This is a genomic window from Cupriavidus sp. 10L45 (assembly GCF_056395225.1).
The window spans coordinates 474,387-493,579 of sequence record NZ_JBFTJC010000001.1 but is presented as its reverse complement, the minus strand read 5'-3'; the positions used below and the strand labels follow the sequence as shown (position 1 = coordinate 493,579).

19 protein-coding genes are annotated in these 19,193 nt (G+C 69.2%); 8 read left to right on the top strand and 11 right to left on the bottom strand.

The window, feature by feature from the left end; genetic code table 11:
* Window positions 1-13: 13 nt before the first annotated feature.
* The 5 genes from pobA to pcaH all read right to left on the bottom strand — a co-directional run bounded on the left by pobA (window position 14) and on the right by pcaH (window position 5,183).
* A complete protein-coding gene (gene pobA, locus AC1DFU_RS02285; protein ID WP_441592542.1) occupies window positions 14-1,210 on the bottom strand; it encodes a 4-hydroxybenzoate 3-monooxygenase in 1,197 nt (398 codons plus the stop codon).
* Between the two features lie 47 nt (window positions 1,211-1,257).
* Window positions 1,258-2,427, bottom strand: a complete 1,170-nt coding sequence (pcaDC, locus tag AC1DFU_RS02280; RefSeq protein ID WP_441592541.1) for a bifunctional 3-oxoadipate enol-lactonase/4-carboxymuconolactone decarboxylase PcaDC — start codon at window positions 2,425-2,427, stop codon at window positions 1,258-1,260.
* Window positions 2,428-2,451: 24 nt separating this feature from the next.
* Complete coding sequence (locus tag AC1DFU_RS02275) at window positions 2,452-3,828, bottom strand: 3-carboxy-cis,cis-muconate cycloisomerase (RefSeq protein ID WP_441592540.1); 1,377 nt, start codon at window positions 3,826-3,828, stop codon at window positions 2,452-2,454.
* A gap of 76 nt (window positions 3,829-3,904) precedes the next feature.
* On the bottom strand, window positions 3,905-4,474 hold the full coding sequence (pcaG, locus tag AC1DFU_RS02270; protein WP_092301458.1) for a protocatechuate 3,4-dioxygenase subunit alpha: 570 nt from the start codon (window positions 4,472-4,474) through the stop codon (window positions 3,905-3,907).
* Window positions 4,475-4,478: 4 nt separating this feature from the next.
* Entirely contained in the window at window positions 4,479-5,183 is a 705-nt protein-coding gene (gene pcaH, locus AC1DFU_RS02265) for a protocatechuate 3,4-dioxygenase subunit beta (protein WP_092301461.1), read from the bottom strand.
* Between the two features lie 101 nt (window positions 5,184-5,284).
* On the opposite strand from pcaH, the gene AC1DFU_RS02260 reads away from it, so the two are divergent.
* The 5 genes from AC1DFU_RS02260 (at window position 5,285) to AC1DFU_RS02240 (ending at window position 10,038) form a co-directional block, all read left to right on the top strand.
* Window positions 5,285-6,226, top strand: a complete 942-nt coding sequence (locus tag AC1DFU_RS02260) for a LysR substrate-binding domain-containing protein (RefSeq protein WP_092301464.1) — start codon at window positions 5,285-5,287, stop codon at window positions 6,224-6,226.
* An 83-nt stretch (window positions 6,227-6,309) separates the two neighbouring features.
* The gene (locus AC1DFU_RS02255) at window positions 6,310-6,615 is read left to right on the top strand and encodes a HigA family addiction module antitoxin (RefSeq protein WP_255370996.1); all 306 of its coding nucleotides are present in this window, start codon (window positions 6,310-6,312) and stop codon (window positions 6,613-6,615) included.
* Between the two features lie 56 nt (window positions 6,616-6,671).
* Window positions 6,672-8,507, top strand: a complete 1,836-nt coding sequence (gene treF, locus AC1DFU_RS02250) for an alpha,alpha-trehalase TreF (RefSeq protein WP_441592539.1) — start codon at window positions 6,672-6,674, stop codon at window positions 8,505-8,507.
* Between the two features lie 485 nt (window positions 8,508-8,992).
* Entirely contained in the window at window positions 8,993-9,385 is a 393-nt protein-coding gene (locus AC1DFU_RS02245) for a cupin domain-containing protein (protein ID WP_255370997.1), read from the top strand.
* Between the two features lie 23 nt (window positions 9,386-9,408).
* Entirely contained in the window at window positions 9,409-10,038 is a 630-nt protein-coding gene (locus AC1DFU_RS02240) for an MliC family protein (protein WP_441592538.1), read from the top strand.
* 19 nt (window positions 10,039-10,057) lie between these two features.
* Here the strand turns inward: AC1DFU_RS02240 and AC1DFU_RS02235 are convergent, their stop codons facing one another.
* A complete protein-coding gene (locus tag AC1DFU_RS02235) occupies window positions 10,058-10,468 on the bottom strand; it encodes a hypothetical protein (protein WP_092301472.1) in 411 nt (136 codons plus the stop codon).
* A 292-nt stretch (window positions 10,469-10,760) separates the two neighbouring features.
* Between AC1DFU_RS02235 and AC1DFU_RS02230 the strand changes: the two genes are divergently transcribed.
* Window positions 10,761-11,099 (top strand): 2TM domain-containing protein, encoded by a 339-nt coding sequence (locus AC1DFU_RS02230; protein ID WP_092301475.1) that lies wholly within the window; start codon window positions 10,761-10,763, stop codon window positions 11,097-11,099.
* 15 nt (window positions 11,100-11,114) lie between these two features.
* On the opposite strand, the gene AC1DFU_RS02225 is transcribed toward AC1DFU_RS02230, so the two are convergent.
* The 4 genes from AC1DFU_RS02225 to AC1DFU_RS02210 all read right to left on the bottom strand — a co-directional run bounded on the left by AC1DFU_RS02225 (window position 11,115) and on the right by AC1DFU_RS02210 (window position 15,427).
* Window positions 11,115-11,888 (bottom strand): LytR/AlgR family response regulator transcription factor, encoded by a 774-nt coding sequence (locus AC1DFU_RS02225; RefSeq protein ID WP_441592574.1) that lies wholly within the window; start codon window positions 11,886-11,888, stop codon window positions 11,115-11,117.
* Window positions 11,889-11,893: 5 nt separating this feature from the next.
* Window positions 11,894-12,805 carry a sensor histidine kinase gene (locus AC1DFU_RS02220; RefSeq protein WP_441592537.1) on the bottom strand — a complete coding sequence of 304 codons (912 nt, stop codon included), beginning with the start codon at window positions 12,803-12,805 and terminating at the stop codon, window positions 11,894-11,896.
* A 298-nt stretch (window positions 12,806-13,103) separates the two neighbouring features.
* A complete protein-coding gene (locus AC1DFU_RS02215) occupies window positions 13,104-14,375 on the bottom strand; it encodes an NAD(P)/FAD-dependent oxidoreductase (RefSeq protein ID WP_441592536.1) in 1,272 nt (423 codons plus the stop codon).
* 125 nt (window positions 14,376-14,500) lie between these two features.
* The gene (locus tag AC1DFU_RS02210) at window positions 14,501-15,427 is read right to left on the bottom strand and encodes a LysR family transcriptional regulator (protein WP_092301484.1); all 927 of its coding nucleotides are present in this window, start codon (window positions 15,425-15,427) and stop codon (window positions 14,501-14,503) included.
* Window positions 15,428-15,661: 234 nt separating this feature from the next.
* Between AC1DFU_RS02210 and AC1DFU_RS02205 the strand changes: the two genes are divergently transcribed.
* Both AC1DFU_RS02205 and AC1DFU_RS02200 read left to right on the top strand, forming a co-directional pair.
* Entirely contained in the window at window positions 15,662-16,621 is a 960-nt protein-coding gene (locus AC1DFU_RS02205; RefSeq protein ID WP_092301487.1) for a Bug family tripartite tricarboxylate transporter substrate binding protein, read from the top strand.
* 31 nt (window positions 16,622-16,652) lie between these two features.
* Window positions 16,653-18,176 (top strand): amidase, encoded by a 1,524-nt coding sequence (locus tag AC1DFU_RS02200; RefSeq protein ID WP_441592535.1) that lies wholly within the window; start codon window positions 16,653-16,655, stop codon window positions 18,174-18,176.
* Here AC1DFU_RS02200 and AC1DFU_RS02195 read toward each other — a convergent pair.
* Window positions 18,118-19,128 (bottom strand): LysR substrate-binding domain-containing protein, encoded by a 1,011-nt coding sequence (locus AC1DFU_RS02195; RefSeq protein WP_441592534.1) that lies wholly within the window; start codon window positions 19,126-19,128, stop codon window positions 18,118-18,120. The two genes, AC1DFU_RS02200 and AC1DFU_RS02195, sit on opposite strands and share 59 nt — an antisense overlap.
* Between the last annotated feature and the right edge of the window lie 65 nt (window positions 19,129-19,193).

Here is a 19,193-nt window from a genome sequence, read left to right as displayed (position 1 = left end):
CTCGGCAAGCGTCCTACGCCGGCAGCCCCACGTAGTTCTCGGCCAGCGCCCGGCAGGCAGCCTCGGAGCCGACCAGATAGTCGAGTTCGGCCTGCTGGATGCGATGCGCGAACGCATCGGCATCGGGGAAGCGGTGCAGCAGCGCGGTCATCCACCACGAGAACCGCTCCGCCTTCCACACGCGCCGCAGGCATTTCGCGGAATAGGCGTCGAGTTCGGCCGGATCGCCGTGCTGGTACTGGGCGATCAGCCCGTCGGCGAGGTACAGCACGTCGCTGGCGGCCAGGTTCAGCCCCTTGGCGCCGGTGGGCGGCACGATATGCGCGGCATCGCCCGCCAGGAACAGGCGCCCGAAGCGCATCGGCTCGCAGACGAAGCTGCGCAGCGGTGCGATGCTTTTCTCGATGCTCGGGCCGGTGACCAGCGCCTGCGCGGCGGCGGGGTCGAGCCGGGCGCGCAGTTCATCCCAGAAGCGCGCATCGGACCAGTTCTCCGCGCGCTCCGTGGCCGGCACCTGCACGTAGTAGCGGCTGCGCGTCTTCGACCGCATGCTGCACAGCGCAAACCCGCGTTCGTGGCTGGCGTAGATCAGTTCGTCCGCCACCGGCGGCGTCTCGGACAGCACGCCGAGCCAGCCGAACGGATAGACCCGCTCGAAGATCCGTGTCGATGCCTCCGGCACGCTGGCCCGGCTCACGCCATGGAAGCCATCGCAGCCGGCCACATAGTCGCAGGCCAGTTCGTGCGCGCTGCCGGCGTGGCGGAAGGTCACGCGGGGCCGGTCCGTATCGAAATCGTGCAGGGAGACCTCGGTGGCCTCGTAGACGATGGGCATGCCAGACGCTGCGCGCGCCGCCATCAGGTCCCGCGTGACCTCGGTCTGGCCATACACGGTGACGTCGCGGCCAATCAGCGCGTGGAAGTCGATGCGGTGGCGCGCGCCCTGGTACGACAGCTCGATGCCATGGTGCCGCAGCCCCTCCGCGCGCAGTCGCTGGTCCACGCCGGCGCGCGTGAGCGCATCCACGGTCACCGATTCGAGGATGCCGGCGCGGATGCGCCCCAGCACGTGTTCGGCGCTGCGCTGCTCGATGATGACGTTGTCGATGCCGGCCACGGTAAGCAGTTGCCCGAGCAACAGCCCGGCCGGCCCTGCTCCGATGATCGCCACGCGCGTGGCGCGCGGCATGCCGTTGCCCTGCTGACCCATGGCCTGTCTCCCGATCTGTTTTTTTATGGTGTGCGGCTGACTACCAACTACCGGTCAAGCTCGGCGAAGACCTCCTCCGCCATGTGGAACGCCGAATTCGCCGCCGGCACGCCGCAATAGATCGCGGTCTGCAACAGCACTTCCTTGATCTCGTCGCGCGTGACGCCGTTGTTGGCGGCGGCGCGCAGATGGAGCTTCAACTCCTCCGAGCGATTCAGCGCCACCATCATCGCAATCGTGATCAGGCTGCGCGTATGGCGCGGCAGGCCCTCGCGCGTCCAGATCTCGCCCCAGGCGTAGCGCGTGATCAGGTTCTGGAATTCCTCGGTCAGCGGCGAGATCCGTTGCAGCGAGCGGTCCACGTGGGCGCTGCCCAGCACGTCGCGCCGCACCGAGAGGCCGGCCTCGTAGCGCGCGGCGTCGTCGGTCACCGGGCGGCGGCCGAGGATGAAGTCGAGCAGCGCGGCAGTGAAGCGGCCCGGCTGCTCGCGGTTGGACAGGTGCGCGGCGTGCAGTTCGACATAGATCGCCCCGGGGATGGCGGCGGCGAGTTCGCGGCCCTGCGCCGCCGTGGTCGATGGATCGTCGCTGCCCGCAATCACCAGCACCGGCACGGGGATGGTCTTCACGGCCTCGCGCAGGTCCGCGTCGCGCACGGCGCCGCAGCTACCGGCGTAGCCACGCGGGTCGAGGCCAGCGAGCACCGCGCGCAGGTCATCGAGCGCATGGCCGGCGGTGGCGAGGAAGCCCGGCGTGAACCAGCGTTGCAGCGAGGCATCAGTCAGCGGCGCCATGCCGTCGCGCAGCACCATGTCGATGCGGCTGCTCCAGGCGTCTGCCGTGCCGATCTTGGCCGCCGTGTTGGCCAGCACGATGCGGCTGAAGCGCTCCGGCGCATGCGCGCCCAGCCACATGCCGGTAAGGCCGCCCATCGACAGGCCGCAGAACACGGCCTGCCCGATCTGCAGGGCGTCGAGGATGGCCACCACGTCGCGGCCCAGCACGTCCACCGTGATGGCGCCCTCGGGCGCTGTGGAGCGGCCGTGGCCGCGCACGTCGTAGCGCACCACGCGGAAGCGGCCCGCCAGCGCGGCGGCCTGCGGCTGCCACATCGTGTGATCGGTGCCCAGCGAGTTGGAAAAGACGATGGCGGGCGCGGTGTCCGGGCCATCGACGGTGTAGAACAGCCGGGCGCCGGCGTGGTCGAGATAGGGCAACGTGGTCTCCTTGTCGGTATAGGGTCAGGCGGCGCGCAGGGCCTGCCAGGCGGCCACGGCGGCATCGGCGAAGGCGGCGGACTGCCCGGCGTAGTGCGCCGGGTCGCTGAGGCGGTCCAGTTCGGCGTCATCCAACAGCGTGGCGTGCGCGGGATTGGCGGCGAGCGTGGCGGCCAGCGCCACGCGCAGCGTCTCGCCCTGCTCCCCCGCGCGGCGCGAGGCCGCTTCCACCACGTGGTGCGCCTCCAGCCGGCCAATGCGGCCGCCGAGGGCCAGCATCGCAGCCTCGCCCAGGATCAGGCCGTGTGTCAGGTCGAGATTGGCGCGCATGCGGGCGGCATCCACTTCCAGGCCCGCCGCCACGTCGCCCAGTTGGCGCAGCGCGCCGGCCGCGAGCGTGACGATTTGCGGCAGCGTGTCCCACTCGGCCTGCCAGCCGCCCAGCGCGCGCTCATGCTCCTGCACCATGCCGGCGAGCATCGTCGCCACCAGCGGCGGCACGCGCACGGCCACGGTCAGCACCGCCGCGCAGCCCACCGGGTTGCGCTTGTGCGGCATCGTGCTGGAGCCGCCCCGGCCCGGGCCCGATGGCTCAGCCACCTCGCCCACTTCGGTCTGCATCATCAGCGACAGATCGCGCGCCATCTTGCCGAGCGTGCCCGTGAGCATGCCCAGCGCCGTGGCCACTGCCACCAGTCGGTCACGATGCGCGTGCCACGGCAGCGCGGGCAGGTCCAGGCCCAGCTCGCGGGCGAACTGCGCGGCCACGGCGGGCGCCTTGTCGCCCAGGCTGGCCAGCGTGCCGGCGGCACCGCCGAATTGCAGCACGCGCGCCTGATCGGCGGACTGGCGCAGGCGGATCACGTCGCGGCGCAGCGCATCGAGCCAGCCGCCAGCCTTCAGGCCGAAGGTGGTGGGCAGCGCGTGCTGGAGCCAGGTGCGCGCCACCATCGGCGTGGTCCGGTGGGCGGTGGCCAGCGTCGCGCAGGCATCGCCCAGGCGCAGCAGGTCGGTATCGATGGCCTGCAGGGCATCGGCCAGTTGCAGCATGGCGCCGGTGTCGATGATGTCCTGGCTGGTCGCGCCCCAATGGACGTAGCGGCCAGCCTCGGCATCGCGCCGCGCCACGGCGGCGGTCAACTGCTTTACGAACGGGATGGCGAGGTTGCCGGCGGCGACGGCGGACTGCGCGAGGGCATCAAGGTCGATCACGCCGACATCGGCACAGACTTCGGTGATGACGGCAGCAGCCTGCGCGGGAATCACGCCGCAGTGCGCCTCGGCGCGCGCGAGGGCCGCCTCGGCATCGAGCATGCGCCGCACGGTGCCGGTATCGGAAAAGATCGCGAGCACGGGGGGACTGCCGAACATCGGATCGGTCAGGCGGGAAATTGAGGGCATCGTCGGCGGGGGCGGACCGGTAGGAATGCTCCGATTGTGCGGCAAAACGCCTCGCGGAGGGCGAGGCGTGCCGGGGTCAGATATCGAAGAACACGGTTTCGTCCGCGCCCTGCAGCACCACGTTCCAGCGGTAGCTGCCGGGCGCCGTGGCGTCTGCAACCAGCGTGGCGCGGCGCGCGGGCGGCACCAGGCCGAGCACGCTGTCGGCGGCGTTGGCGGCGGCTTCATCGCCGAAGTACAGCCGCGTGGCCACGTGCTTGACCAGCCCGCGTGTGAACACGGACACCATGATGTGCGGCGCCTGCAGGTCACCGGCGAGATCCGGCACCGGGCCGGGCTTCACCGTGACGAAGCGGAAACCGCCATCCGGGCCGGTCGGCACGCGGCCGAAGCCGGTGAAGCCGGGCACCAGCGGTGCGTCGCCGGTGTCTTCCTCATGCCGATAGCGGCCGGCGGGGTTGGCCTGCCAGATCTCGACCATGCCGTCCGGCACGGGCTCGCCGCGGCCATCGATCACACGGCCCTCGATCACGATGCGCTGCCCGGCCAGGTCGGGGGCATCGGCGGTCAGGTCGGCGCAGTCCAGCGCGGCAAGGCCGATATGGAGGTACGGCCCAACGGTTTGGGAGGCGGTAGCGTAGAGCATGGCCTTACTCCATCGGCGTGGCATCGCGGCCACGCAGCACGATATCGAATTGGTAACCGAGCGCGTATTCGGGCGAGGTGGTCGCCCAGTCGAACGTGGCGATCAGGCGGTCGCGCGCCTTGGCATCGGGCACGCAGTTGAAGATCGGGTCGAACGCGAGCAGCGGGTCGCCGGGGAAATACATCTGCGTGACCAGGCGCGTGGCGTAGGCATTGCCGAACAGCGAAAAGTGAATGTGCTGCGGACGCCACGCGTTGTGATGATTGCGCCAAGGGTAGGCACCCGGCTTGATCGTCTTGAACTGGTAGCGGCCCTGCGCATCGGTCAGGGTGCGGCCATCGCCCGTGAAATTGGGGTCGAGCGGCGCGTCGTGCTGGTCGCGCTTGTGCACATAGCGGCCGGCGGCGTTGGCCTGCCAGATCTCGATCAGCGCGTGCGGCACCGGGCGGCCGTTCTCGTCGAGCACGCGGCCCGTCACGAGAATCCGCTCGCCGATCGGCTCGCCGCCATGGCCGGCGGTCAGGTCGTTGTCACCGTCACGGACGAATTCGGGGCCGAAAGTCGGGCCAGTCAGCTCGGAAATCGATTGCGGCAGCGCGATCAGCGGCTGGGACGGCGCGCGCAGTTGCGTGGACCCATAGGGGTCGAAGCGGTACGGGGGCTGGGTGTCCCAGTACGGGCGACGGTAAGGACCGGGGCGTGGGGGCATCGCGCTGTCTCCGTTTTGGTGTGTGGGGCGAGACTTAGACTGTAAGCACCGCCGGAAGTCATGTAAATTGAGTTTTTGCGTAATTTGAATGACTTTTAGTTATGGATGTATCGGATCCGTCGCCCGATCTGTTCCGCACCCGTATCCGGCTGCGGCACCTGCACTGCTTCGTCACCGTGGCGCAGACCCAGCACCTGGGCCGGGCCGGTGCGCGGCTGGGCCTGACCCAGCCGGCGGTGTCCAAGACGCTGACCGAACTCGAGGAACTGGTCGGCGCCCGGCTGCTGGTGCGCCAGCGCGCCGGCACGGACCTGACGGCGGCGGGCATGCGCTTCCTGCGCCATGCGCTGCGCATCATCGAGGACGTGGACGCGGCGGCGGACAGCCTGGCCGGCGCCGATGCCCCGCGCCACGAACGCATCCGGCTGGGCGCGCTGCCGAGCATCGTGCCGGCGCTGCTGCTCGACGCCGTCGCGCAATTCCGCACCGCGCACCCCGAGGTGGCGCTGGCCGTGCAGACCGGCATGAACCGCACGCTGATCGACCTGCTCAAGGCCGACGTGCTCGACCTCGTCATCGGCCGCATGGACGACCCCGCCGCGATGGAAGGCCTCTGGTTCGAATCGCTCGGCCCGGAGCCGCTGGTGCTGGCCGTGCGCGCGGGCCATCCGCTCGCCGACAACGCGCGCCCGACCATGCGCGAGGTGCTGGCGTGGCCGCTGGTGATTCCCGCCATCGGCTCGATCCCGCGCCACAGCACCGAGAGCCTGCTGGCACGCCACGGCCACACCCTGCCCGAAGGCTGCGTGGAAACCGCCGACGCCTACCTCGGCCGCCTGCTCACGCAGCAGAGCGACACCGTCTGGGCCGCCCCCCTCTCCGCCACCCGCCGCGCCGTCGCCGCCGGCGAAATGGTCCTCCTGCCCGTGGACACCCAAGGCACCGAAGAACCCATCGGCCTCCTCCGCCGCAGCGACCGGACGCTGGAACCGGTGGCGGAGGCATTTGTGGCGGGGATTCGGGGGATTGCGGCGGGGCGGTGAGGGGGGCGTTGCAGGCGAGTTTGTCGCCGCTGGACAACGGACTGCATCAGGATTTGCACGCTTCGTAACAGATCCGCGCGCGTTTGGCCAAATGGGCGCGAAGGCGAACTGATTTAATCGAACATCGGGCCATCACTGAAAGACGCGAGACAACGCATGACTCGAATGGCTTCGCCCGCCATATCGGGGTGACGCGCGCCACGCTGTCGCGCATCGTGAATGGCCATGCGGCCATGACGCCTGATATCTCGATCCGGCTGGAAGAGGCACTGGGCGCGAGCCGAGAGATGTGGAGCGGCATGCAGACGACCTATGACTTGTGGCAGGCTGCGCAGAAGCCCCGCAAGCGCATTCCCCGCATTGCGGGTGCCGAGGGCCAGTCGGTTTGAACTTTGCCCAATCCCCCCGACTCTCACCGTGAAACAAACCCCTGGGAGGCATGGCCATGCGACTGCAAGGCAGGACGGCGGGAGACGGCGCCACGCCCGGGCAGGAGGCTCATGCCGAGCCCCACGCCGAGCCCCACGCCGTGCCGCACGTGGTGGCCCACACCCGCCCGGCGGCGGCCGATGCTGGCGCGCGGCAAGCCAGTTGCGCCGACACGCCTCGCCCCGCGCATTGCCACGCGCTGGCGCCATCGGTCACCCACCTCCCCTGCCCCGGTCCGCGCACGCTCCATGGCTGCGCGGCGGCCGATGCGGTGTCGCCGGCTGAGCGCTACGCCGAACTGTTCGTCGATGTGCAGGCCAGCGGCCTGTTCGCCGACAGCAAGACCTTTCCCGATTGCGTGCCGCTGGTGGCGCCGGAGGTCATCCTGGAGCGCTATCGCGCGCAACGCGAGTCGGCGGATTTCTCGCTCGCGGCCTTCGTGCAGGCGCACTTCGCGCGCGAATCGATTCCGGACGAGCACTACGTCTCCAACCCCGACCATTCCCTGCGCGACCATATCGACGGCCTGTGGCCGGTGCTGACGCGCGAGCCCGCCGAGCATCCGTCGCTCTGCTCGCTGCTGCCGCTGCCGCGCCCCTACGTGGTGCCGGGCGGGCGCTTCCGCGAACTCTATTACTGGGATTCGTATTTCACGATGCTCGGGCTGGCGGCCAGCGGCCGGCATGACCTGCTGCGCGCGATGGCGGACAACTTCGCCTACCTGATCGACACCTACGGGCTGGTGCCCAACGGCACGCGCACGTATTACCTCACCCGCTCGCAGCCGCCCGTGTTCTCCTTGATGACCACGCTGTTCGAGGACCATGCCGTCGAAGCGGCGCACGCCTACCTGCCGCAGTTGAAGCTGGAATATGCGTTCTGGATGGACGGCGCGGCGCATCTGCGGCCCGGCGCGGCCCACCGGCGCGTGGTGCGGCTGCCTGACGGCGCGGTGCTGAACCGCTATTGGGACGACCGCGCCCATCCGCGCGAGGAGGCCTACCTCGAGGACGTGGAGACGGCGCGGCGCAGCGGCCGGCCCCACCATATCGTGTACCGCGACCTGCGTGCGGCGGCCGAGTCAGGCTGGGACTTCAGTTCGCGATGGTGCGATGGCCAGCCCGATGCGACCACCGGGTTTTCCCAGGCGCCGGCGAGCGACCTCGCCACCATCCGCACCACCTGCATCCTGCCCATCGACCTCAACGCCCTGCTCTGGCATGCCGAAATCCGCCTGGCCGCGCTGTGCAACGCCACCGGCGAACCCGATTCCGCCAGGCAATATGCGGAAGCTGCCGAGCGGCGGCGCCACGCCATCTTCGCCACCATGTGGGACGAGGACGCCGGCGCGTTCTTCGATTTCGACTGGCAGCGCGGCAAGCGGCGCGAACTGTTGACGGCGGCCACGCTGATGCCGCTCTACCTGCGGATGGCCACGCCCGCGCAGGCCGCGCGCGTGGCCGACGTGGTGGGCGCCCGGCTGCTCGAGGCAGGGGGCCTGGCTACGACCGAGCGGGACTCCGGCCAGCAGTGGGACCAGCCCAATGGCTGGGCCCCGTTGCAGTGGATCGCCATCCACGGGCTGCGGCGCTACGGCTGCGAGGCGCTGGCCGACGAGATCGCGCACCGCTGGCTCGCCACGGTGGGCAGCCTCTACACCCACGAGTACAAGCTAGTCGAGAAATATCGGCTGGAGCCGCGCATGGACGGCGCAGAGGGCGGCGGCGGCGGCGAATATCCGCTACAGGACGGCTTTGGCTGGACCAACGGCGTGGTAAGCGCGCTGCTCATGGAATACCCCCACCATCCCGCAACGCACAGCGCGGCCGGCCGGCGCGACGCCAACGGGTAACCGCGCCCATCACCCTAACGAGTGATGCCACGCGTGCAGCGGGGCTGGCGGCGCCTTTCGGTGCGCATCATGGAATTTCGTTCTTTTGTTCAGAATCTCGCAGCGCAGCAGCCGAATTTGCGAGCTTTGTCCCCGTTTCCCGCAATAACTCAGCTGAGTTATTGGCGGGCGTAGCAGCGCAGGTCACACTTGCCCCAGGGTCACTCGACACGACCCCAAACGACTTGGCAACTCTTACTACCCCGACGATCCCGCGCGTCGGGGTATTTCTTTGTGGGACCGCTTTTTATGCGCGCAGGTTTTGCCACGCGCCCCCCCCCCCACACGCCGACCTTTCTTGCGCTACATCAGCATCACGGCCCGACCAAGCCGTGATGCCCCAAGCGCACATCCGTGACGGTGCGGTGGCCCACCCCGCGAAGCCGACCGGGCGGGCTACACTGGCGGCTGCCATTTGTTGAGCATTCATTCCGTCCAGTACAGCCGTGTCCAAACCCCTTTCTACCCTTCCTACCCTACCCGCCCTGACCGATTTCCGCGCCGACCCCGCGCCCACGCACGACCGGCCTAGGCCGGATCGCCTTGTCGAGGGCAACCCGGATCGCACCACGTGGACACACTACAGCGCCGCGGCGGGCGATTTCGATTGCGGGATCTGGGCGTGCGAGCCCGGTGCATGGCGCATTGCGTTTCCGGCTGGCAAGGAGGAGTTTTTCCACGTCATCAGCGGCCGGCTGCGGATCACCGACCATGCCGGCGTGACGCGCGAGTTCGGGCCCGGGGATGCCTGCGTGATCCCGGCTGGTTTCGAAGGGGTATTTGAAGTGATCGAGCCCGTGCGCAAGCACTTCGTCGTCCTGGAACGCAACGCGGGCTGACCACGCCCGGAGGAGGTCTGGCCATGCTTCCACGCCGTATCCTGCTGGGTGCCGTGCTCGGCGTGCTGACAGGCGCGGGGCACGCCGCCAGCCCCAGCTTCGACTGCAAGCGGGCCGAAGGCCAGATCGAGCAGATGATCTGCAAGGACGATACGCTGGCGAAGCTCGACAAGGAAACGACGCGCCTGTACGGGCTGGCGCTCGACGCGCGCTCCATGAGCACGAGCCGCAAGAAGACGTTGCTGGCCGAGCAGCGCGGCTGGATCAAGGGCCGCAACGACTGCTGGAAGGCGAGCGACGCACGCGCGTGCACCACCGCCGAATACATCGATCGGATTCACTTGCTGCGGCAGAACTTCGCCGGCCCGCGCACGCAGGACGCCAAGGGCATCACCCGGGGGCCGTTCTCGGTGCGCTGCCCGGGGGCCGACGCGCTGATCCTGGCCACCTTCGTGCAGACCGAACCCGGCTACGCCTACCTGACGTGGCTGGACAAGAAGCTGCTGTTGTCGCAGACGCGCGCGGCGTCGGGTGCCCGCTATGCGGCCACGACCGACGCCGGCGAGGCGATGTTCTGGGACAAGGGCCCCGAGGCGCAGCTTGAGCTACCGGGCAAGCCCGCCATGACTTGCCGCGTGGAGGCCCCGGAATAAGATCCCGGGGCGATCCGAGTCAGTGCGCGCGATGGGCGTCGACGTCCAGCGCCGCCTCGGCGGCATCGCCGGTCTTGCCCTTGTAGTACAGGTGCACGCCGATGGCCAGCGAGTCATGGCGAATCTCGTGCATGGCGCGCCAGGCTTCGGTCGGGTCCTTGAAGACGAGGTAGTGCGCTTCCTGATCCACCAGTTCCGCCACCCGATGCAGGCCGTGGCCGTGCAGCGCGTTGACCAGATGGCCGAGGCTGCGGTGCGTGCGCGCATCGGTGCGCGGATAGAGCATGTGCAGCACCGCCACTTGCTGCGAAGCCATCAGCGCGGAGAACGCGACAACGATGTCCTGATGTTGAATGGCAGTGACCGAGTCCCCCACGGCCGCGCCGGTTTCACGTTGGGCGGGCAGAATGGCTTCGAGCGTCAGGTTCATGGCGGTACCTCCTTGTTGTAACCGAAAGAACTGTCCCACGAAGATTAGGTGGTGATTGCTGCAATGCAATGGACGGGATGGGCAACAGACTGTTCCAGCTAATGTGTCTAATCGCTGCGATAGTCGCGCGTTAACCCGCCATAAGCTTTCAATTCCCTTGCAACGCGCCCTGTCGTTGACGCCCCGTTCCGGTCATTCGCGAAGCGGATCCGTCGATTCGGCGCCTCGCCCTGGCATCCCACCCGCCGGCGGCGTAATTTGTCCTCATCCACCCTTTCCGATGAGGTTCCCGATGCGACACGACGCGATGCACCGCCCGACCCACCCCGCCGACGAGAACGCCATGGCGTACTGGCGCGCCCACCGCATGGTCCGGGCGCTGCGCGGCTGGTATCTGCACCTGCTGATCTACCTCGCCGTGAACGGATGGCTCTGGTTCCGCTTCCTGTTCATGCCGTCGCCCAGCTGGGCGCACCGCTCGCTTGAGGCCGGCTGGCCGTGGCCGCTCACCACCACGCTGGCCTGGGGGCTGGGGCTGACGATCCATGGCCTGCTGGTCTGGTGGCGCGTCTCGCAACGTGGGCGCGACTGGGAGTCCCGCAAGATCGACCAGTTCATGAACCGCGACTAAACCTCCCCTCGCCCGCTACATCTGGCGGAAGCGGTGCACGTAGGCGCGCGAGACCGGCAGTTCGGTCTCGCTTTTGGTTTCCCGATTCTGGAGGCGCACGAACAGCCGCCCGCTGTCATCCCGCCGCGTGCCGGCCACGTATTCCATATTGACGATGGTCGAGCGATGCACCTGCCAGAAGGTGTCCGGGTCGAGTCCTTCCATCAGCTCGGCCAGCGGCGTACGGATCAGGTGCTCGCCGTCGCGCGTATGCACCACCACGTATTTGTCGTCGGCCTGGAAGTACAGCACGTCCTGGATCGGCACGTGGCTGGTGGTGTTGCCCCGGCTCGCCCGCACCCAGCGCAACGGCGGCGCGCCGGCCTCCGGGCGGGCCGGGCCGCGCGTGAGCTGGCTCAGCAACTGCGCCAGCTCCGGCAGCGGCGCCGCCTCCTGGAAGGCCTTGCGCAGCCGCTCCACGGACCGCGCCAGACGTTCGTCCGTCACCGGCTTGACAAGATAGTCCACGGCCTCGCGCTCGAAGGCGTCCAGCGCGTACTGGTCGAAGGCGGTGACGAACACCACCCGCGTATCGGTCTCGATGCCCTGCGCCACCTCCAGCCCGGACAGCCCCGGCATCTTGATATCGAGAAAGGCCACCGTCGGCGCCAGTTGTGCGATGGCCTGCGCGGCCTCCACGCCATTGGCCGCCTCCCCCACGATGCGCAACTCGGGCCACAGCCGCTCCAGCTTGCCGCGCAGGTGCGTGCGCAGGTGTTCCTCGTCATCGGCAATCAAGGCGGTGGGCATCCGGGTCATGGGGTCTCTTCGTTGCGGAAGGGGGCGGACAGCGGAATGTCGATGTGGACGGCCGTGCCGGGCGAGCGCTCCTCGATGCGCACCTGTGCCTCGCCGTCGTAGAGCACGGCCAGCCGGTCGCGCAGGTTGGACAGCCCCACGCCGGCGCTGGCCGATGGGCGGAAGCCCATGCCGTCATCCTCGATCGAAGCCAGCATGCGCTCGCCGCGCCGCGTCAGCCGCACGGTCAGGCGCCCGCCCTCGATCTTCGGTTCCAGCCCGTGCCGGATCGCGTTCTCCACCACCGGCTGCAGCAGCATCGGCGCCAACGGCACCTCGTTCAGCGCCGGGTCCACGTCGATCCGGTACTGGAGCCGCTCGCCCATGCGGATCTTGATCAGGGCGAGGTAGTCGCGCAGCAGCGTGGCCTCCTGCGCCACCGTGCCCTGCGTAGCCCGGCTCGCGGCCAGCGACGCACGCAGGTAGGCGATGAAGTGTTCGAGCATCAGCGTCGCCTTGCGCGGCGCCGGCTCGATCAGGCTCACCACGTTGGCCAGCGTGTTGAACAGGAAATGCGGCTCGATCTGGGCCTGCAGCAGCCGCATCTGCGCCTCCACCAGCTGCTTCTCGGTGGAGATCGTGCGCACCTGCTCGCGCGCCATGTACTCGGCGATCTTGCGCTCCTCCCAGCGGCGGCCGAGCAGGCCCACGCGGCTCCAGACCAGCACGCCATGGGCGGTCAGCCCCAGGCCCCAGCCCAGCAGCGGCGCGCCGGACCAGGGCCGGTGCGAGGCGCCGAACACGTTCCAGAGCACGAGGATGGTGTTGACCACCACGTAGAGCGTCAGGTGGATATAGAAGCCGCGCAGCGCGCGCACGTTGCGGCGGGCTTCCTCATAGGCGCGTTGGTCGGCGGCGGACCGCCACATCTGCGGATCGGAATGGCGCACGGTGGGGGGCTTTGTGGCGGATCGGGAACGCTGGGAGGTTACCACCGGCGCCACCCGGCGCAACAGCCCCACGCGGCGAACCGACGGCGGCGCGGCGTCAGCCGCAATCTGCCGGCGCCAGTGAAGGGAAGCGCCGGCCCTCTCCCCCGACCCCTCTCCCGCAAGCGGGCGAGGGGAGCAAACCGTCGGCACTTGGAAATCTCGCCGTTTTCTCCCCTCTCCCGGAGGGAGAGGGGCCGGGGGAGAGGGTCGGCGTCTCGGACGAAGTCCGGCCCGCTCAATCTCCAAACCGACGCGGATCGTACGGTGCGGCGTCGACATACGTCGCGTCCCCGTCGAACAGCTCGGCCAGCAGCCGGGCGGTGGCCGGCCCAAGCGTCAGCCCCTGATGGCCATGCCCGAAATGGAACCAGAGGCCGGGATGGCGCGGCGCGCGGCCCACCACGGGCAGCATGTCCGCGATGCACGGGCGGGCACCCATCCACGGCTGCGCCTCCACGGGGGCGCCCAGCCGCACCATCTGCGCGGCGATCTGCTCGGCCCGGCCGGACTGGACCGGCGTGGGCGGTGCGTCGCGATGGGCGAACTCCGCGCCCGTGGTCACGCGCAGGCCCTGCCGCATCGGCACCAGCAGCACGCCGTTCTCGGCGTCCAGCACCGGCTTGGACGGCATCGCCTCGGTCGCATAGTGGCGGTGATAGCCGCGTTTTACGAATAGCGGCAGCCGATAGCCCAGCCGCGTGGTCAGATCCGCCGCCCACGGCCCCAGCGCGATTACGGCCTGCGCCGCCTCGACCTTGCCGTCCTCCGTAGACACCTGCCAGCCCGAACCGCTGGCGCGCAGCGTGGCGGCGTCGCCATGGCAGAAGGTGCCGCCCTGCCGCTCGAACAGCGCGGCATAGCGGGCGACCAGTTCGCCGGGATCGCTCACGGTCCATGGGTCGCGCCAGTGGATGGCGCCGGCCAGCACGTCGCGCAGGGCCGGCTCGGCCTGCTGCAGCGCCGCGCGGTCCAGCAGGGCGTGATCGAGCGCATGGTCGGCGGCCACGGCCGTGGCGTCGCGGGCGGCGGCGTCGAACTCGGCTTCGCTGCGGTAGGCCTCCAGCCAGCCATCGTGGCGGACGAGGTCCTGCGCCCCGGCCCGGGCGATCCACGGCGCGTGTTCATCGAGGCAATGGCGGATCAGGGCGCTGTAGGCCGCCACCGTGCCGGCATAGCGCGCGGGCGCCGAGGCATGCCAGTAGCGGGCCAGCGCCGGCACCAGTGCCGGCAGCGCGCGCAGGTGGTAGTGCACGTCGTTGCCCTGCCCCGTGGCCACGCGCAGCAGCGCCTGCCAGTCGCGGGGGAAGGCGTAGGGCCGCACCGCCTCGCGCTGGAGGATGCCGCAATTGCCGTAGGAGGTGGCCCGGCCCGGCGCCTGCCGATCGACCAGACAGACCGCGTGGCCGCGCTGCTGCAAGGCCAGCGCGGTGGAGACGCCCACGATGCCGGCGCCCAGGACGATGACTGCGGAGGAGGAAGGGTTACCGGGCGCGGACGAATCGGTCATATCGAGAGGTATCTATATAGAGGGGGGGGCGGTGTCAGCCACGATTCTGCCAAGGCAGGCCGGGCGGCGGTGCATCCATGATGTGCAATGAATCGAAGACTTGATTGCCGGTTTGGCAATCCATGTCAATCATGGAGATCCCCCATGCCGGTCAGCGAATCAGTCAATTGCTGGAGGAAGGCCCGGGCGGCCTCGGGCAGGTTGCGCTTGGCCAGCGTCTGGATCTCGATATAGCGCTCGTTCATCTCGCGGTCGCGCAGTGGCACGGCGGCGATCAGCCCGGCGGCCAGCCGGCTGCGCACGGACACCTCGCCATAGAACGTGATCGCGCCCCCGCCTGCCGCCGCGAACGACACCAGTGAATCAAGGTAATTGCTGGAAAAGATGGTTTCGTAGTTCAGGCCCTGCCGGCTGCAACTGGTGTCCAGCAACTGGCGCAGCGAGCTGTCCGCGGGCGCCAGCGCCAGCGGGTAGGCCACCACCTGCGAGAGCGAGATCTGGCGCTGGCTGGCCAGCGGATGGTCGGGCGCCATGATGGCCAGCACCGGCGCCGGATGGCGCAGTTCCACCTCGATGCTCGGCTCGGGCAGCCCGCTCAGGGTCACGCCGATATCGGCCTCACCGTCGCGAATGCGGCGCGCCACGTCAGCCTGCGGGCAGACCTCGAGATCGAAGCGGATGCCGGTGTGCTGGGCGCGGAACGCCGCCGCGAGCGAGGGCAGGAACTCGTGCGCCAGCCCGGCCACGCTGGCCAGCCGCACCCGGCCGGCGCGCAGGCCGCGCAGGGCCTGGATGTCGCCGGTCACCCGCTCGATGTCCTGTTGCGTGCGCTTGGCGTAGGCGGCCAGCAATTCGCCCGCCGCATTGGGCACCAGCCCGCGTGCGCGGCGGTCGAACAACAGGGTGTCCAGTTCGGCCTCCAGCCGCGCCACCTGCCGGCTCACGGCGGAGGGCGCCACGTTCAGCTTCAGCGCGGCGTCCTTGACCGACCCCGTCCGCACCACTTCCAGGAAGTAGCGGACGGCGGTTTCCTGCAGGGTGCGATACGACATGGAATCTCCGGGATGACACGTGACATCAACGTCGCCAGTCTAGCGAAGATTGCCGATATGGCAATCGAATATTCGAAAGATTGCGCACACCGCAAGCATGGACCGGCTTACGATGAGATCCAACGAAGCCTGTGACGTGTCCTTTCTCTCTACCGCCGGAGCCTGTTCATGCTTTTCCCCGCCCCCCGTCTTTCGAATCGCTTTTCGCGTGGCCGTCGCCTGACGCTGGCCCCCATGGCCGGCGCCCTCGCGCTCGGCCTGGCCAGCGTGGCCGGCACCGCCGCCGCGCAGGGCGGATATCCGACCAAGCCGATCCAACTCGTGATTCCGTTCCCGCCGGGCGGATCCACTGACGTGATCGGCCGCATCGTCGGCCAGAAGCTCGGTGAACGGCTCGGCCAGACCGTGGTGGTGGACAACCGACCCGGCGCAGGCACCATCGTTGGCGCCAGTTTCGTGGCGAAGGCGGCACCTGACGGCTACACGCTGCTGGTTACCTCCGGCACCACCTTCACGGTCAACCCGGCCATCCACGCCAAGCTGCCGTACGACCCGATCAAGAGCTTCGACCCCGTGGCCCAGGTGGGCGTGACCGGGCTGATCCTGCTGGCCAACCGCGACACGCCGGCCAACAACCTCAAGGAATACGTGGCGATGGTCAAACCCTCGCCGGGCAAGTATTCCTATGGCTCGTTCGGCGCCGGCACCACGGCGCACTTCGCGGGCGAGGCGCTGCAAACCCTCACCGGCACCAAGATGCTCCACGTGCCATACAAGGGCAGCGCGCCGGCCATGACCGACCTGATCGGCGGCCAGATCCCGTTCAGCATGGACACCGTCACCGCCGCCATCCCGCAGGTGAAGGCCGGCAAGGTCAAGGCGATTGCCGTGACCACGGCCAAGCGCTCGGCCCTGCTGCCGGACGTGCCCACGGTGGCCGAGAGCGGCTACCCCGGCATGGACGCCGCCACGTGGCTCGTCATCGTCGCCCCGGCTGGCGTGCCCGCCGAGGTGAAGGCCAAGCTGGAGAAGACCCTCGGCGAAGTGGTGGCGGACCCCGCCACGCGCCAGAAGCTGATCGACAACGGCTTCGAGCCGACCTACGCCACCGGCGCGCAGGTGGCCGCGAAGATCGTCAAGGAAACGCCCCAGATGCGCGCCATCGCGCGCGCCGCCAATATCCAGGCCGAGTAACCCAACCCTGACGCCTGGCTCCGGAGACAGCATGCCCCTGCAAGACAGCCTGCCGACCTTGTCGGCAGTGGAACTGCGCCGCCTGATCGGCAACAAGGAAATCTCGCCCGTCGCACTGCTCGATGCCTGCATCGCGCGGATCGAGGCCTACAACCCGAAGATCAACGCGATTACGGCCACGGACTTCGAGCGCGCCCGCGAGCAGGCGCGCGAAGCCGAACGCGCCGTGATGCGCGGCGAGCCGCTCGGCCTGCTGCACGGCCTGCCGCTCGGCGTGAAGGATCTGGAGGCCACCGCTGGCCTGCTGACCACCTTCGGCTCGCCGCTGTATCGCGGCAATGTGCCGGCGCAGGACAACGTGCTGGTGGCCCGCCTGCGCGCCGCCGGCGCCATCGTCACGGCGAAGACCAACGTGCCCGAGATGGGCGCCGGCGCCAATTCGCGCAACGTGGTCTGGGGCGCCACCGGCAATCCGTTCAATCCGAATCTCAATGCCGGCGGGTCCTCGGGCGGCTCGGCCGCCGCGCTGGCGGCGGACTTCCTGCCGGTCTGCACCGGCTCGGACACGGGCGGCTCGCTGCGCATTCCGGCCGCCAAGTGCGGCGTGGTGGGCTTCCGGCCCTCGCCGGGGCTGGTGCCGAGTTCGCGCAAGCTGCTGGGCTGGACGCCGATCTCGGTGGTCGGCCCGATGGGCCGCACGGTGGCCGATGCCTGCCTGCAGTTGGCCGCCTCGGCCGGAATGTCGGTGACGGACCCGCTGAGTTACGAGAGCGATCCGCTTGGTTTTCTGGTGCCGGCCAACGTCGACCTGGGCTCGCTGCGCGTGGGCTACACCGAGGACTTCGGCTGCTGCGATGTGGATGACAACATCCGCCAGACCTTCCGCGCCAAGATCGCCGCGATGAAGCACCTGTTCCGCACCTGCGAGCCGGTGGCGTTCGATCTGGGCGATGTACACCGTTGCTTCGACGTGCTGCGCGCCGAGAGCTTCGTGGCCGGCATGCACGACGCCTACACGCGCGATCCGTCGAGCCTGGGGCCGAATACCCGTGCGAATTACGAGATGGGCGCGCGCATGTCGCTGGTGGACAGCGCGTGGGCACAGGCCGAGCAGACGCGCATTTTGCAGCGCTTCCAGGCCGCGTATCGGGACTATGACGTGATCCTGTCGCCGACCACGCCGGTCTCCCCGTTCCCGTGGACGCGCCTCTACGCCGACACCGTGGGCGGCCAGCCGCAGGCCAACTACTACCGCTGGCTGGCGCTGACCTATGTGGTCACGCTGACCACGCATCCGTCGATCGCGCTGCCCTGCGGCACCGACCTCGCCGGCATGCCGTTCGGGCTTCAGGTGACGGGTGGCTTCCGCGCGGACCGGCAGACGCTGGGCGTGGCGCAGGCGATGGAAACCGCCTTCGCCACCTCGCCCGCCCTGCGCCGCCCGGTGCCGGACCTGGCCGCGCTGGCCGCGCCCGAACCGGCGCTGCGCTCCATCGTTACCGATCCGCCGTTGTCCGGCGCGACGGAGCCGGCGCGGGACGTTTCGGCGGTTTGATCGACGATTGACCAGACGATTGGATCGACGCTGCCTCCGCCCGGAGGCAGTCGATCAACTGCTCCGCGCTCGGGGCCTGCCGGCGCTCGCGCAGCCGGATCAGGCCCACGGGCGGCAACGCCACCTCCACGTCCAGCGGCAGCACATGGAAGCGCCCTTCCGCCTCCAGCTGCTGCCCCACCGACCTCGCCACGAACCCTGCCGCGCCGCGCTGGGCGACGAAGGTCGTCACGGCCAGATAGGATGACGATTCCATCACATCGGCAGGCGGCTGCTGGCCGTGCCGGAAAAAGGTCTGTTCGATCTTCACGCGCAACGACGCCCACGGCGGCGGCAGCACGCAGGGCATGGCCGCGAGGTCGGCCCAGTCCGGCCGGGCCTTGCCGGCGAGCGGATGACCGGCGCCGACGATAGCCACCATCGGCTCGTCATAGAGCGGCTCGGTCACCAGATCCGGCGCCGCGTAGGCGGGCTCCAGCCGCCCCACGATCACATCCAGTTCGCTCAGGCGCAGGCGCGGCAGCAGGTGCGTCAGGTCGCCCTCCTCCACCAGCACCGTGGCGCGCGGGGACTGCGTCTTGAGCCGCGTGACGGCGCGCGCCAGCAGCACCGGCAGCGCCGCGCCCATCGACCCCACCCGCACCCGGCCGGCGGCGCCGCTGGCCACGGACTCGATCTCGTCGCGCGTGACCTCGTACTGCGCCAGCACCGAACGCGCGAAGCGCACCAGCGATTCCCCCGCCGGCGTGGGCTCCGTGCCGCGCGTGGAGCGCGTGAACAGCGTCATGCCCAGCATCTTCTCCACCTCGGCCAGCACCTTGGACACCGCCGGCTGGCTCACGGCCAGGAACTCGGCCGTGCGGCCCAGATGGCGGAATTCGTCCAGCGCCACCAGCAGTTGCAGGTGGCGCAGCTTGATATTGGAGCGCAGCGCGCGGTCGATATGGGCCATCCGGGCAGTCTATCTAACCTTAAGGTTATGAAGCAATGCCATTTCTTGATTGGATTGTTATGACT